We start from the raw sequence: 13,225 nt of genomic DNA, 5'->3' as shown, positions 1-13,225 counted from the left end.
CCGAAAAACGGCAAGAGCCCGGTCGGGGGCGCAGGGGCTGGCGCGGGAGGGGGTGACACGGGCTATTGCGTTCGACCGGGTGTCGCACGGTGCAATGCACGGCACATGTCGACGCTAGCGGTTCGCGACAACGTGAATCAGCGATGAAGGACACACTTCATGGCATCACGTTACAAACGTAATCATCGGGCTACACGCATGAAGTGGAAGTCACCGGTGGACATCGGCGCGTAGATTCATTTACGTGGCGCATGCGTGATGAGCGCGAATTTTTTATTCGTGAGGATCTCTTTTCACTACGCAAAAAAAGAGCCCGCGATGGCGCGGGCTCCTCGTACATACGTGTAGCGATCAGTCGCGCAGCTTCACCGACCAGCACTGGCGATAAGCAGGCGGTCGTCTTGGACTATAGGGTGCGCGCATTTGTGACTCGCCATCGACGATTCCACCGTGTATTGATGCCAGACAAGTTCGGTAGACTCCAGAAAGGGAGAGGCAACATGAAAGGACGCATGCTGGAATGCTTGCTGTTGGCCCTGATGGTGGTAGGCCCGGGATGCCGTGCATCGAGCAGGGCGCCCGACAGCATCCCGATCACGGCACGAGAGAATCACTCAACCACACCCCGTTTGCCGGACGTATTGACGGGCGTTTGGTACTCCGATGACGCGGAGGGCGTCTCGAGCTGTCGAAGATATCGGGCGCTCTTGAACGCCGCAGAAGGGCATGACGAGGCGCTAGTCGTTCTTGTCGGCAGCCTGGTAGTGAGTCCCGACCTGATTCACGTGTTCGCCGAGTACGGCGAAGGGGATTTCCTGGTCGTCGAGCGCTCCGAGCCGGATGGCGGGGACGCTTGGCGTGTTACCACGCGAGTCGGTATCGATGCCATGCCCAATGGGCAATCCGTGGCAGATCGCGAGATGTCCCGACTTTCATTGCATGACGGGAAGCTCGAATGGGAGTCGCCCGCTCGATTCGGTGGCGCCCCAGCGACCTATTTCAGGTGCGACGCGGTCAGGCAGGACCTCTACCCTCCCGAGATCGACGAGAAGGCGACGGAGGTCATGTCATGACGAATGCGAGGACGCCTTCAACCTACCGCGTCACGCAGTTGGGCGCGCCACGTGAACCGGACGGCCTGCAGTCAAACGAGACAGTTTCCGACTTCGACAGCCTGGTAACGCACCACCCGAATGCAAATCGGCATGCGCACATGCTAGACGGCCGGATCGTCAATGGCGAGCCGGGCCGTACCCACGCGATCATCGGTGGCGAGATCGAAGAAGTCGACATAGCCCGGCCAGGCAGAACACATAACCTGGGGCCGAACCAGGTGCTGCTGAAGAAGGATTTCATCCTGGAAGATCCGGATCAGCCGCCCATGTCCGCTGCCGCGCGTGCCGTCGATGTCCCGTCCCCCGTCGCAGGCTATATCGGTCGCGTGAACGAGCGCCAGGGCCTCGTAGACATCTACGACCGGCAGGATGGCGAAGTCATCGCACGCATCAGACATATGCACCCGATCGCCGTCTCAGAGGGGCAGACGGTTGCCTATGGCGAATCCCTGGGAACCCAGGGAACGCAGCAGACCGGGGCGACTCACGTGCATATGGAAGTCGATACGCGCTATTACCAGGAATACGAGAACTATGTCGGCGATCTGGTCAGCGGACGACTACCTGTCCAGGCCGAGTATCGCGAGAACATAGGCCCAAGACACGTTGTCGATGACGGCACGTTGCGCCTCGGCGAATCGGATCCCCGCGTACTTGATCTGCAACGCGTCATGGACATCGAGGGATACTCTGGCCCGGAAGGCGACACCTTGGTCCAAGACGGCGTGTACCGTGCATCCATGCAAGGAGCCGTATTGGACTTCCAGCGCACCCACGGCATTCCCCAGACGGGCGACATCGATCTTCCGACATCACGCTTTGCACCTCCTGACACGCAACGTATGCCACCGCCATTCGACCCGGCGCTTCGTGGCCGGCACGCGCTGCCTGACGATATCCATCCTCCTGGCCCCCGTGCACCTGGGCACCCCAGCCATCCTGACCATCGCCCGGAGCTGCCGAACCCGCTTCCCCCGCCCGTTAACGGACGAAGGACAAGCTCGAGCGGGACCGGGAGTGCAGATCTCGACCGTTTGGCTGACGCATTGCGCTCTGGCGATGAGCGCGCTATCTCGACCGCTTGCGAAGACATTGCTGCGTCCTTGATCGCCCAAGAGGCGAGCGCGCGAGATCGGATGCTAGACAGGGCACAGTCGATAGGGCACGGGCCTGCGCTTGAACAGCAAGGACCGGTAAGGACGATTTAGGCTTCCACCAACAAGGACGTGGACATGACGCACAGTGAAACAGAAGAAGTCCTAGCCGCGCTGCAAAACAGCATCAGGCTTCAGGCGGCTCTGACGACGAAGCTCGAACAGCGTGATCGGCAGATGGCGGATCGATTCCACCAACAGATGAAAACACTGCAAGAACAGGCCCAATTGGCCCTCGCGCCCGCCGCGCTCAAGTACGAGCGCACCGTCGAGGGTGCATGCGCGAGACTCCAGACAGCACAACGGACGGTCTCCGTCGTCTTCGCACTGGCGAGTAGCGCTTTGCTGTTGCTCCTGATCGTCGGGTGGTTGCTGCTTGGCTACTACCGGCGCGAGCTCGATGCAGCGCAATCAGAGCTGCAGCGCCATGAACAAGCTATTCCCATCCTTCGGGCCTACGCCGCATCCGACGCTGTGCTATGCGATGGTCATCTCTGCGTGAACACAGATGCGGCGGCGCCCGCCCGCGGCGAGAAGCGCCAGTATCGTCCTGCGAAACCACGGCGGTGATACATCGCCACATCGTCAATGACCCGGCAAACGCAATACGGGCCGATCCTCACCGGCCCGTATTGGTCGAAGCGAAACCTTAGTCGCGCAGCTTGACCAACCAACCATGGCGGTCCGGCAGGCGGCCATACTGGATGTCGGTGAGTTCCTTGCGGATGCCCATCGTCACCTCGCCCGCGGGCGCGTTGAGATCGCCCACGGCGAAGTCCTTGCCCTTGAGCTGGCCGATAGGCGTGATCACCGCGGCGGTGCCGCAAGCGAAGACTTCGACGATGTCGCCCGAGGTGACGCCCTGCTTCCATTCGTCGATGGACACCTTGCGCTCTTCGACGGTGTGGCCACGGTCGCGCGCGATCTGCAGGATGCTGTCGCGGGTGATGCCTTCCAGGATGCTGCCCGAGAGTTCAGGGGTGACGATGCGGCCGTCCTTGTAGACCAGGAACACGTTCATGCCGCCCAGTTCTTCCAGGTACTTGCCTTCCACCGGATCGAGGAACAGCACCTGCGAGCAGCCCTGCGCCTGCGCTTCCTGTTGCGGCAACAGCGAAGCGGCGTAGTTGCCGCCGCACTTGGCGGCGCCGGTGCCGCCCTTCGCGGCGCGGGCATAGTCCTCCGACAACCAGATCGACACCGGCGCGACGCCCTTGGCGAAGTACGCGCCGGCCGGGCTGGCGATGACGTAGTAGCCGGCCTGATGCGCGGCGCGTACGCCGAGGAAGGCCTCGGTGGCGATCATGAAGGGACGGAAGTACAGGCTGGTCTCCGGCGCCGACGGCACCCAGTCGCCATCGATGGCGACCAGCTGGCGCAACGATTCGACGAATTCGTTCACCGGCAGCTGCGGCAGCGCGAGGCGCGCGGCCGAACGCTGCAGGCGCTTGCCGTTGGCATCGGGGCGGAAGGTCCAGATGGAGCCGTCGGCGTGACGATAGGCCTTGATGCCTTCGAAGATCTCCTGGCCGTAGTGCAGTACCGAGGCCGCCGGGTCGAGCGACAGCGGACCGTAGGCGCGCACTTCGGCGCTGTGCCAACCCTGCGCCCTGTCCCAGGTGATGGCGACCATGTGATCGGTGAAGTGCAGGCCGAACCCGGGATTGGCGAGGATGGCGTCGCGCTCGGCCGCCGTGCGGGCCTTGTCGGAGCGGTTCACGCGGTAGGTCAACGGGGCGGCATTCATCACGTTCATCTCTTCCTTCCTGACGGGTTCTGCAAGGGGCGAGCCGGGGGCTCAGAGCATGCCGGTTTCCAGCTTGGCGGCTTCGGACATCATGTGGCGGCCCCACGGCGGGTCGAACACCAGTTCGACGTCCGCCTCGGCGACGGTGGGGATCATCTCCAGCTTGCTGCGCACGTCATCGACGAGGATCTCGCCCATGCCGCAGCCGGGCGCGGTCAGCGTCATCTTCACCTCGACGCCGCGCTGGCCGTCGTCGCGGGTGCTGAGGGTGGCTTCGTAGACCAGGCCGAGGTCGACGATGTTGAAGGGGATTTCCGGATCGAAACAGGTGCGCAGCTGGTTCCACACCAGGGCTTCGACTTCCTCATCGCTGGCGTTGTCGGGCAGCGACAGCGGTTCGGTGGGCTCCTTGCCGATGGCGTCGCCGTCCTTGCCGGCGATGCGGAACAGGTTGCCTTCCACGAAGACCGTGTAGCTGCCGCCCAGCGCCTGGGTGATGTAGCCGTAGCTGCCGGCCGGCAGGGTGACGAGCTCGCCCTGGGGGACGAGGACGGCCGCACAGTCGCGGGAGAATTGGACGGGTTCGCTGCTGCGGGAATACATGCCGGATCAGATGGGGACGCGCGTGGGGCGCTGCAAGGCGACCTATTGTAGCCCCCGCCCCCGGGGACGGGGCCGGGCCGAGGCCGTATCCTTGGCGGCCCCTGCCGGAGTCCCCATGTCCCCCGTCGCGCGTCGCCCCTTCCCCTGGCTGGTCCCCGTGATGTTGCTGCTCGGCGGCGCCAGCCTGGTGCTGATCTGGGTGACCGTCGCCCTCTACCTGCAACGGCAGGCGGGCTGGATGGCCCTGCTGGCGGCGCTGGACGTGATCGTGGTGCTGCGGTTGGGCGGCATGCGCGCTGGCAAGAGCCGCGCCGTGCTGGCGCTGCTCGCCACGACAGTGATCTGCGCCGTCTCGGCGTGGGGGATCGTGGCGACCCAGCTGGGCTTCGCGCTGGGCCTCGCACCCTGGGATTCGGCGTTGAAGCTGGGCGTGCACCACGGCTGGACGCTGCTGACGCTGGCCACCACGCCGCTGGAGTGGCTGGCCCTGGCCGTCGCGCCGTGGCTGGCGGCGTGGTGGTCGCGCTGACGAGCGGCGGGCTCAGTGCCCGCCGTCGAGCGCCTTCAGTTCGCTGACCAGCGCGTTCGCCATCTCGCTGCCGTCGCCGTACAGCATGCGGGTGTTGTCGGCGTAGAACAGGGCGTTCTCGATGCCGGCGAAGCCGGTGCCCTTGCCGCGCTTGATGACGATGGTGTTCTTGGAATTCACCACATCGAGGATCGGCATGCCGTAAATCGGGCTGGCCGGATCGGTCTTCGCCACCGGGTTCACCACGTCGTTGGCGCCGATCACCAGCGACACGTCGGTGTTGGCGAACTCGGGGTTGATGTCGTCCATGTCGGCGATCAGGTCGTAGGGCACGCCGGCTTCGGCGAGCAGCACGTTCATGTGGCCCGGCATGCGGCCGGCGACCGGGTGGATGGCGAACTTCACCTTCACCCCGCGCTCAATCAGCTTCTGCGTCAGCTCCCAGATCTTGTGCTGCGCCTGCGCCACGGCAAGACCATAGCCGGGCACGATCACCACCCGTTCGGCGTAGGCCATCATCGCGGCCACGTCGGCGGCCTCGATGGGCTTCATCGAACCGCCGATCTCCTGCATGGCCGCGCTGCCGCCGCCGAAGTTCGAGAACAGCACGTTGGTGATCTTGCGGTTCATCGCCTTGGCCATCAGCCGCGTCAGCAGCATGCCGGCCGCGCCGACCATGGTGCCGGCGATGATCAGCGCCTCGTTACCCAGCACGTAGCCTTCGAACGCGACCGCCAGGCCGGTGAAGGCGTTGTAGAGCGAGATCACCACCGGCATGTCGGCGCCGCCGATGGGCAGCGTCATCAGCACGCCCAGCGCGAGCGAGAGGACGAAGAACGCGACGACCCACGGCATTGCCAGCGTGGTCAGCGCCATCACGCCGCTGGCGATGGCGGCAAGCGCCACCAGTGCGTTGAACCACTGCTGGCCCGGGAAGGTGTAGCGCTTGTCCATGCGCCCGTCGAGCTTGGCCCAGGCGATCACCGAACCAGTCAGCGACACCGCACCGATCAGCGCGCCGATAACGGCCAGCGACAGGGTGAAGGTCGACGGTGCCGGTTCGCCAGCGGAATAGCGCACCAGTTCCACCGCACCGATCGCCGCAGCCGAACCGCCGCCCATGCCGTTGAACAGCGCGACCATCTGCGGCATGTCGGTGATGGCGACCTTCTTGCCCCAGATCCAGTTCAAGCCCACGCCGATCACGATGGCCGCGATCATCAGGCCGATGTTGTGCAGACCCGGCAGGAAGAACGTGGCGATCGTGGCGATCAGCATGCCCACGCCCGCCCACTGGATGCCGCTGCGTGCCGTCTTGGGGCTAGCCATGCGCTGCAGGCCCAGCAGGAACAGCGTGGCGGCCACGAAGTAACTCAGTTTCACCAGCGTCAACGCACTCATCATGCGCGGTTCCCCTCCGACGACGACGCGACCTGCTTGTCCACCCGATGGTGCTCACGCATCTCGATGGCGGTCTTCAGCAAGCCCACCATGCCCAGCCCGAACGCGACCAAGCCCAGCGACAACTGGTTCACCACCGTCGTGTCGGCCAGGTACGCACCGACCAGTCCGGCCACCATGGAGGTGAGCGTGTAGAAGGACAGCAAGACGAGCATCCAGCGTCCCTTGCGCGGGTCCTGCCAGACGCGTCGTGACAGGTCATTCTGGGTTCGGGTCGGGTCCTGCAGCGAGGACAGGCCGATGCCGATGCCGGCGTAGAGCAGCACGTAGTTGAAGTCGTCGTAAACCGTCGTCCCGCTGTCGGTGCCGACCATCGCGAGCGACCAACCCGCTCTGGCCGCGTACCCCAGCGCCACCAGCAGCGCCGGGTACTGCAGGTAACTCAACCACTGGAAGAGGTCACGCGCGGTGGCGCGCGCAGGTACGGGGGTGATCGGCATGCTGCTCACTTGCCACCCGCAGGCTTGCTGCTCTTGAACATCTCCAGCATGCGCTCGGTGACCACGTAGCCGCCGGCGGCGTTACCCGCCCCCAGCAGCACGGCGATGAAGCCGATGGCTTTCTCCAGCGGAGTGTCGGCGTGGCCTAGCACGACCATCGCGCCGATCAGGACGATGCCATGAATGAAGTTGGAGCCGGACATCAGCGGCGTGTGCAGGATCACCGGCACCCGCGAAATGATCACGTGCCCGGCGATGGCCGCCAGCATGAAGATGTACAGCGCCACGAACCCGTCGCTCATCCGCTCCCCCATCCTGTCCACGTTGTCGGCGCCACCGCGCTCGGCGGGGCGTGTCCCGCATCATAACCATACCTGAACCCGCCGAGACCCCGTCGTTGCCGTGTCAACCGCGACCCGCGTGGCGCGTTCCACCTTGCACCCCTCGCGGAGAACCGACCATGCCGTGCCCGCCCGATCTGTCCCCGCTGATGGCCTGCCGCGTCTTGCGGCCGGGCCGTTGCAGCTGATTCACGGCACCGGTCGCTAAGCTATGTTGGTGAGTGCCACGCCGAACCCGTTGCCGGACACGCCTGTATCGCCTGCGCCCGCGGCGACGCTGGAGCTGTTCCTGGCCGAGATCGGGCCGCGCGCGTTCCGCTTCGCCGAGGCGGGCCTGCGCCATCGCGACGACGCCCTGGACGTGGTCCAGGACGCGATGATGAAAATGCTCGTCTACAAGGACCGGCCGGCGGACGAGTGGACGCCGCTGTTCTGGAGCATCCTGCGCCGGCGGATCGTGGACCTGCAGCGCCGTGCCGGCTTCCGCTTGCGCTGGCTGCTGCCCACCGGCGACCGCGGCGAGGAAAGCCCGGTGGACTGGGCGCCCGATCGGGGCGCCGGCCCCTCGCAGGCGCACGACCAGCGCGAGGCCTATGCGCGTCTGGTGCAGGCGCTGCGCGCCTTGCCGGCGCGCCAGCGCGAAGCGTTCACGCTGCGCGTACTGGAAGAACTGGACGTGGCGGACACCGCGCGCGTCATGGGCTGCTCGGAGGGATCGGTGAAGACCCATCTGTCCCGCGCGCGCGAGGCCCTGCAAAAGCAACTGGAGGAATTCCGATGAACCCCGTCCATTCCCGCGACGATGCCGGCTTCGACGCGCAGGCCCGCGGCCTGCATCGTGCATCGCTGGCGCAGATGTCCCCGCAGACCCTGATGCGGCTGCGCAGCGCGCGCCACGAGGTCCAACGCGCCGAGCCCGAAGGCGCGCGCCCCTGGCGCTGGCTGACGGCTACCGCCTTCAGCGCGGTGCTCGCCGTGGGCATCGGGCTGCAGTTCCTGCCGCGCACATCGACCGCACCGGCGCCCGGCACGGCGACGCCGGTGGCCGTGACCGACGGTGAGGCGTCGCTGGACGAAGCCACGGCCGGCACGCTGGAAGAAGACCCCGACCTGTACCTGTGGCTCGCGTCTGCGGATGCGCAGCCTCTTGCGATGGAGTGACCCATGACATCCCGTACCGCCCGCCTGCTCGCCCTCTGCCTGCTGGTCCTCGCATCCGCGCAGGCGTTCGCGCAATCCGCCCCGCCCGCGCCCCTGCCCACCTGGGAGCAGCTGACCCCGCAGCAGCGCGAAGCGCTGATCGCGCCACTGCGCGACCGCTGGAACCGCGAGCCGGAAGACCGCCCGCGCATGCTGGAGCGCGCCCAGCGCTGGCAGGCGATGACGCCCGAACAGCGCGCGCAGGCGCGCCACGGCATGAAGCGCTTCGAAGGCATGAATCCCGAGCAGCGCCGTCAGGCCCGCGCGCTCTATGGCCGGATGAAGGAGCTCACGCCCGAACAGCGCGCCGCGTTGCGCGACGAGTGGAAGAAGATGACGCCCGAGCAGCGCGATGCCTGGATGAAAGAGAACGCGCCGCGGCGCAGGCCGCAGCGCGAGGAGCGCTGATCCTGTTTTCTTGCGGCCTCAGGCCGCCTGCGCGGGCACGTCGGACCGTTCCGGCCAGACCGTCTTGGCCAGCAATTCATCGTTCCAATCGAACTGCAGCGCGCCGTCCTTGATGAACAAGGACACAAAGTTGAACACGTTGCGCGCGTACATCTCGCTGGCGTGCACCGCGCCCAGGCTGGCGAGGTTCAACGGCCCGGCGATCGTGACGCCCTGCTGTTCGTAGGTATCCCCTGGCCGGGTGAGCTCGCAGTTGCCGCCGGTCTCCGCGGCCAGGTCGACGATGACACTGCCCGGCTTCATGCCCGCGACCATCGCCGCGCTGATGATCTTCGGCGCAGGACGCCCCGGCACCGCCGCCGTGCAGACGACGACGTCGATGCCCCTGAGATGATCGGCCAGGCGCTGCTGCTGCAACGCGCGTTCTTCCTCGGTGAGCTGGCGCGCATAACCGCCCTCGCCCGCAGCGCTCACGCCGAGGTCGAGGAACTTGCCGCCGAGCGATTCGATCTGCTCGCGCGTCTCCGGGCGCACGTCAAACCCTTCCACCTGTGCACCGAGGCGTTTGGCGGTGGCGATGGCCTGCAGGCCGGCCACGCCGGCGCCGACGATCAACACCTTCGACGGACGGATCGTGCCGGCCGCCGTGGTCAGCATCGGGAAGAAGCGCGGCGCCAGTTGCGCGGCGATCAGCACGGCCTTGTAGCCGGCCATGCCGGCCTGCGAACTGAGCACGTCCATCGCCTGCGCGCGCGTGGTGCGCGGCAGCCGTTCGAGCGGGAAATTCTGAAGGCCGCGCGCCTGCAACGCCTCGGCGCGCGCGGCATCGGCGGTGGGCTGGAGCACGCCGACCAGGCTGGCGCCCGGTTTGAGGGTGGCGATCGCGTCGGCGGGCGGCGCCTGCACGCAGAGCAGCACGTCGGCTTGCGCCCGGCCCTCGCCACCGTCCAGCGTCGCGCCGGCGTCGGCGTAAGCCTGGTCGATGAAACCGGCACTCGCGCCTGCGTCGCGCTCCACGACGACCTGCGCACCGGCGGCGATCAGTTTCTTCACCGTTTCCGGCGTGGCGGCCACGCGGCGCTCACCGGCCGCGGACTCCTTCAGTACCCGCACTTCGACCGCCATGCGCCCCTCGTCGTTAGGCCATCCGTACGACGATGCTAGCAGAGCGCGGCAGAGCCGCGCAGGCTCAGGTCAGCGGGGTCGGCGTGACCGGTTCGAGGCGTTCGATCACGCCCTGCATGGCGCTGTCGAACGCATCCTCGCTCTGGTGCGTGCGCAGGCGGCCCAGGCGGACCATCGCGGCCAGTTCTTCCGGTGAAGCAACGCAGAAGCGCACACCGCGGCGGTTGACGAACAACAGGCGCGAGGAGATCGGGCTGACCCACGACAGCTTGCCCGGCTGCACCTTGTTGTCCTTGTCGATGAAGTCCAGCCAGGTGCCGATCGCCAACCCGCGGAAATGGTCGGCATCGCTGTGGTCGAAATCGAGCGTGTCGGCACCGGCGACCAGCTGGATCGGCGTGGCTTCCTCGTCGACGGCCGGCTTGGGCAGCACCACCTGCGGCAGTTCGGGCAGCGCCTTCTCCAGATCGGGGCGCGCCGCGGCCACCGCCTGCAGCGTGTCGTGCAGCGCGTCGACCGCACCGGCGGCGGCATCCAGGTTCATGCCGACGCTGGAGAACACCTTCAGCAGCGCCGGACGCCAGGCCTGCAGCCACGGCTTGCCAATGACGTGGCGTTGCGCCTCGGTGAGTTCCTCGAGCAGGCCGTCGGCCAGCGCCAGCGATTCGCGCAGACCGTCGCCGTCCTCGCCCTCGCGCAGCACGGTCATGGTGACGTGGTGGGCCCAGGGCTGGCGCAGGAAATCCTCGATCGCCTGGGGCACGGTGCGATCGGCCAGGCGCTCGTCCAGTTCGGCGTTCATCCGTGCGCGCGCGGCTTCCAGGCGCTCCTGCCCGCGCTGGATCTCGGCGGCACGGCGCTCGGCGATCTCGATGCGGCGGCGATGCTGTTCCAGGAAGGAGCGGAACTCCTCTTCCAGGGTCAGGAAGATCGCGAGATTCTCGTTGAACTCGGCGGTCAGACGGTCGACCACTTCCTCGACCTTGGTCAGTAAGGTGCGCTCGGCGGCGCTCTCGCCGTTGTTGCCTTCGCAAGCCTCGGCCAGCACGTTCAGCAGGCGACGCGCGGGGTGCGTCTTCTGCACGAACATGCGGCGGTCCAGCAGGGCCACCTTCACGAACGGGACGACCAGACGCCCGATCAGTTCGCGCGGACGGCCGTCCAGGTCGCGTTCGTCCAGCATCACGTCGAACAGCATGCCGACCAGGTCGATGGCGTCCTCGTCGACCGGCGCCAGGCGCGCGGTGGACGGGTCCACGCCCAGTTGCATGGCGCTGCTGAGCACTTCGTTCTTCAACCGCTGCGACAGCGACTCGCCGGTGTCGCCGATGGCGGCACGCAGCGTGGCGCTGGGCGTGGCCTGCAGCAGGGACAGCACGGACAGCATCTCGCGCTGGGAAAGATCGCGCTGCGGATGCGACGGGCGCGGCTCCTCCTGCGCGGCATCGCGGCCCCGCCGGGATTCCTGCAACAGATGATGCAGGGCTTCGAGCAGGACGCCCTGCGTGCCGGGGGTGGACGAATAACCGGGCGGCACGTCGCCGAAGCCGGCAGCGGGCGGCGGCGCGGCGTGCGACGCCTGCAGGCCGCGGTTCATGCCGGCCATGCGGTTGAGGAAACGGGCGGCCCAGGCCGGCGCGCCGGGGTCGTCGCCCGACATCAGGTCTTCGATGTCCTGCGCGGCTTCGGACTTGGGCGCACGGCGCGGCTCGGACACGTCCGGCGCCACGCCGAGCTGGGCCAGACGCTGGTCCAGCGCAGCGTAGATGCGGGCGATCGCGGGGACGAGGTCCCGCTCGCACAGCTTGATGATGACCAGCCGCACTTCGGGGGTGAGATCGCACCCGACGAAGCCCTGGTGCACAGCGACGCCGATGTGCTCGGGGCCGATGGGGTTGTACTCGGACTCCAGCGCCGGCTGACCGGCCAGCCAGCCCAGGCGGCGGTCCAGGCGGGTCAGCACCGGCTTGCAGTCGCGCAGGATCACGCTGGCCAGGTTGCGCACGGCCAGGCGGGATTCCAGCTCCTGGTCGGTCATCAGCGTGAGCGAATGCTCGCTGGATTGCGCGAACGCGTCCTCCATCGAGAGCGGGCGGCCATCTTGCAGCGCCTTCCAGGCCACCTGCAGGTGTGCACGGAAGCGCACCACGATGTCTTCCCGCCGCCGACGCAGCTCGCGCATGGCGTCCAGGAACGCCATCTGCGACGGGCCCGCCCGCTCGGCCCGGTCGAACAGTGCGTCGTCGAAACGGCCGAGCGCCACCGCGAAGGCATCCACCAACGGCGGAATGGCCGCGTCGCGCGCCTGGTCAAGCATGCGCGTTTCCCGGCCGGTACGATCGGCGATATTGAGGACGTTCGACATGCACAAGGATCCCCGCCTTGGCAGGCGAAAGGAGTTCGGGGGAAGCGGACGTGAGTCCGCACTGCCATCGTAGGGAATCCGCGGGACGGGCAACCGTGATGGGCTCAGCATTTTAGTGCCATGCAACAAGATGTGACACGCTAAACTTGACGCATGTCGCTTACGTCCCCCCTCCAATTCCTCGACGCCCGCCGTTCGGTGCCTTCCAAACAGCTCGGCGAGCCGGGTCCCGACGACGACGCCCTCCTGCGCATGCTCGCGTCGGCCGTGCGCGTCCCCGACCACGGCAAGCTGGTGCCGTTCCGCTTCATCCGCATCCAGGGCGATGCGCGCCAGGCGCTCGGTGAGCGGCTTGCGGCACGCACCTTGCATCTGGACCCGGATGCCGCCGACGCGGTGCTCGAGAAGGACCGCGCGCGCTTCTCGCACGCGCCCACCATCGTCACCGTCATCGCGCGCCTGACGGCCGGCCACAAGGTGCCGGAGCAGGAGCAGCTGCTGACGGCCGGCAGCGTGTGTTTCGCGCTGCTGCAGGCAGCGCAGGCGCTGGGGTTCGGCGCGCAATGGCTGACCGGCTGGATGGCCTATGACGACGCAATCGCCGCGACGCTCGGCCTCGCGCCCAACGAGCGCGTCGCCGGCTTCATCCACATCGGCACGCCACAACGGGAAGCCCCGGAGCGCGACCGCCCGGATCCGTCCGCGCTGCTGACCGACTGGACGCCCTGAGGCCGACG

Annotated in this window: 14 protein-coding genes and 1 pseudogene; 8 read left to right on the top strand and 7 right to left on the bottom strand. The window is 67.1% G+C overall.

Annotated features, from left to right (window positions below; translation table 11 throughout):
* The first annotated feature begins 500 nt into the window (after nucleotides 1-500).
* Genes AC23D6_RS05090 through AC23D6_RS05080 form a run of 3 tightly spaced genes read left to right on the top strand, consistent with a single transcriptional unit; the run spans nucleotide 501 to nucleotide 2,839 of the window.
* Nucleotides 501-1,073, top strand: a complete 573-nt coding sequence (locus tag AC23D6_RS05090) for a hypothetical protein (RefSeq protein WP_487751730.1) — start codon at nucleotides 501-503, stop codon at nucleotides 1,071-1,073.
* Nucleotides 1,070-2,323 carry a peptidoglycan-binding protein gene (locus AC23D6_RS05085; RefSeq protein WP_487751729.1) on the top strand — a complete coding sequence of 418 codons (1,254 nt, stop codon included), beginning with the start codon at nucleotides 1,070-1,072 and terminating at the stop codon, nucleotides 2,321-2,323. Before AC23D6_RS05090 ends, AC23D6_RS05085 begins: the two co-directional genes overlap by 4 nt.
* 24 nt (nucleotides 2,324-2,347) lie before the next feature.
* Nucleotides 2,348-2,839: a hypothetical protein gene (locus tag AC23D6_RS05080; RefSeq protein WP_487751728.1), complete on the top strand. Its 492-nt coding sequence runs from the start codon at nucleotides 2,348-2,350 to the stop codon at nucleotides 2,837-2,839.
* A 79-nt stretch (nucleotides 2,840-2,918) separates the two neighbouring features.
* Here the strand turns inward: AC23D6_RS05080 and AC23D6_RS05075 are convergent, their stop codons facing one another.
* Together AC23D6_RS05075 and sufT are read right to left on the bottom strand one after the other, a co-directional pair.
* Nucleotides 2,919-4,016 (bottom strand): branched-chain amino acid aminotransferase, encoded by a 1,098-nt coding sequence (locus tag AC23D6_RS05075; RefSeq protein WP_487752575.1) that lies wholly within the window; start codon nucleotides 4,014-4,016, stop codon nucleotides 2,919-2,921.
* A gap of 51 nt (nucleotides 4,017-4,067) precedes the next feature.
* Nucleotides 4,068-4,619 (bottom strand): putative Fe-S cluster assembly protein SufT, encoded by a 552-nt coding sequence (gene sufT, locus AC23D6_RS05070; protein ID WP_487751727.1) that lies wholly within the window; start codon nucleotides 4,617-4,619, stop codon nucleotides 4,068-4,070.
* Between the two features lie 115 nt (nucleotides 4,620-4,734).
* Between sufT and AC23D6_RS05065 the strand changes: the two genes are divergently transcribed.
* Entirely contained in the window at nucleotides 4,735-5,148 is a 414-nt protein-coding gene (locus AC23D6_RS05065) for a hypothetical protein (RefSeq protein WP_487751726.1), read from the top strand.
* Nucleotides 5,149-5,160: 12 nt separating this feature from the next.
* Here the strand turns inward: AC23D6_RS05065 and AC23D6_RS05060 are convergent.
* The 3 genes and pseudogenes from AC23D6_RS05060 to AC23D6_RS05050 form a co-directional block, all read right to left on the bottom strand.
* A pseudogene (locus AC23D6_RS05060) lies at nucleotides 5,161-6,534 on the bottom strand (NAD(P)(+) transhydrogenase (Re/Si-specific) subunit beta); the annotation flags it as partial.
* A 14-nt stretch (nucleotides 6,535-6,548) separates the two neighbouring features.
* Complete coding sequence (locus tag AC23D6_RS05055) at nucleotides 6,549-7,049, bottom strand: hypothetical protein (protein WP_487751725.1); 501 nt, start codon at nucleotides 7,047-7,049, stop codon at nucleotides 6,549-6,551.
* 5 nt (nucleotides 7,050-7,054) lie between these two features.
* Nucleotides 7,055-7,351, bottom strand: a complete 297-nt coding sequence (locus AC23D6_RS05050) for an NAD(P) transhydrogenase subunit alpha part 2 (protein WP_487751724.1) — start codon at nucleotides 7,349-7,351, stop codon at nucleotides 7,055-7,057.
* Nucleotides 7,352-7,601: 250 nt separating this feature from the next.
* Between AC23D6_RS05050 and AC23D6_RS05045 the strand changes: the two genes are divergently transcribed.
* Genes AC23D6_RS05045 through AC23D6_RS05035 form a run of 3 tightly spaced genes read left to right on the top strand, consistent with a single transcriptional unit; the run spans nucleotide 7,602 to nucleotide 8,998 of the window.
* Nucleotides 7,602-8,171 (top strand): RNA polymerase sigma factor, encoded by a 570-nt coding sequence (locus AC23D6_RS05045; RefSeq protein ID WP_487751723.1) that lies wholly within the window; start codon nucleotides 7,602-7,604, stop codon nucleotides 8,169-8,171.
* Nucleotides 8,168-8,551 (top strand): hypothetical protein, encoded by a 384-nt coding sequence (locus AC23D6_RS05040; protein WP_487751722.1) that lies wholly within the window; start codon nucleotides 8,168-8,170, stop codon nucleotides 8,549-8,551. The genes AC23D6_RS05045 and AC23D6_RS05040 overlap by 4 nt, the downstream gene beginning before the upstream one ends.
* 3 nt (nucleotides 8,552-8,554) lie before the next feature.
* A complete protein-coding gene (locus tag AC23D6_RS05035; RefSeq protein WP_487751721.1) occupies nucleotides 8,555-8,998 on the top strand; it encodes a DUF3106 domain-containing protein in 444 nt (147 codons plus the stop codon).
* 18 nt (nucleotides 8,999-9,016) lie between these two features.
* Here the strand turns inward: AC23D6_RS05035 and AC23D6_RS05030 are convergent, their stop codons facing one another.
* The gene (locus AC23D6_RS05030; protein ID WP_487751720.1) at nucleotides 9,017-10,123 is read right to left on the bottom strand and encodes an NAD(P) transhydrogenase subunit alpha; all 1,107 of its coding nucleotides are present in this window, start codon (nucleotides 10,121-10,123) and stop codon (nucleotides 9,017-9,019) included.
* Between the two features lie 64 nt (nucleotides 10,124-10,187).
* Nucleotides 10,188-12,488, bottom strand: coding sequence for a DUF1631 domain-containing protein (locus AC23D6_RS05025; RefSeq protein ID WP_487751719.1), 2,301 nt, complete (start codon nucleotides 12,486-12,488; stop codon nucleotides 10,188-10,190).
* A 153-nt stretch (nucleotides 12,489-12,641) separates the two neighbouring features.
* On the opposite strand from AC23D6_RS05025, the gene AC23D6_RS05020 reads away from it, so the two are divergent.
* Nucleotides 12,642-13,217 (top strand): nitroreductase family protein, encoded by a 576-nt coding sequence (locus tag AC23D6_RS05020; protein WP_487751718.1) that lies wholly within the window; start codon nucleotides 12,642-12,644, stop codon nucleotides 13,215-13,217.
* Nucleotides 13,218-13,225: the final 8 nt, after the last annotated feature.

The organism is Pseudoxanthomonas sp. G3, from assembly GCF_057654715.1.
The sequence above is the reverse complement of the archived record's forward strand: the minus strand, read 5'-3'. Positions and strand labels throughout refer to the sequence as shown.

Bases quoted from the DNA above. Each gene is read 5' to 3' on its own strand.
- AC23D6_RS05090 (WP_487751730.1), top strand. From the start codon at position 501: ATGAAAGGACGCATGCTGGAATGCTTGCTGTTGGCCCTGATGGTGGTA.
- AC23D6_RS05065 (WP_487751726.1), top strand. From the start codon at position 4,735: ATGTCCCCCGTCGCGCGTCGCCCCTTCCCCTGGCTGGTCCCCGTGATG.
- AC23D6_RS05045 (WP_487751723.1), top strand. From the start codon at position 7,602: ATGTTGGTGAGTGCCACGCCGAACCCGTTGCCGGACACGCCTGTATCG.
- sufT (WP_487751727.1), bottom strand. From the start codon at position 4,619: ATGTATTCCCGCAGCAGCGAACCCGTCCAATTCTCCCGCGACTGTGCG.
- AC23D6_RS05030 (WP_487751720.1), bottom strand. From the start codon at position 10,123: ATGGCGGTCGAAGTGCGGGTACTGAAGGAGTCCGCGGCCGGTGAGCGC.
- AC23D6_RS05050 (WP_487751724.1), bottom strand. From the start codon at position 7,351: ATGAGCGACGGGTTCGTGGCGCTGTACATCTTCATGCTGGCGGCCATC.
- AC23D6_RS05055 (WP_487751725.1), bottom strand. From the start codon at position 7,049: ATGCCGATCACCCCCGTACCTGCGCGCGCCACCGCGCGTGACCTCTTC.
- AC23D6_RS05040 (WP_487751722.1), top strand. From the start codon at position 8,168: ATGAACCCCGTCCATTCCCGCGACGATGCCGGCTTCGACGCGCAGGCC.
- AC23D6_RS05020 (WP_487751718.1), top strand. From the start codon at position 12,642: ATGTCGCTTACGTCCCCCCTCCAATTCCTCGACGCCCGCCGTTCGGTG.
- AC23D6_RS05075 (WP_487752575.1), bottom strand. From the start codon at position 4,016: ATGAATGCCGCCCCGTTGACCTACCGCGTGAACCGCTCCGACAAGGCC.
- AC23D6_RS05085 (WP_487751729.1), top strand. From the start codon at position 1,070: ATGACGAATGCGAGGACGCCTTCAACCTACCGCGTCACGCAGTTGGGC.
- AC23D6_RS05025 (WP_487751719.1), bottom strand. From the start codon at position 12,488: ATGTCGAACGTCCTCAATATCGCCGATCGTACCGGCCGGGAAACGCGC.
- AC23D6_RS05080 (WP_487751728.1), top strand. From the start codon at position 2,348: ATGACGCACAGTGAAACAGAAGAAGTCCTAGCCGCGCTGCAAAACAGC.
- AC23D6_RS05035 (WP_487751721.1), top strand. From the start codon at position 8,555: ATGACATCCCGTACCGCCCGCCTGCTCGCCCTCTGCCTGCTGGTCCTC.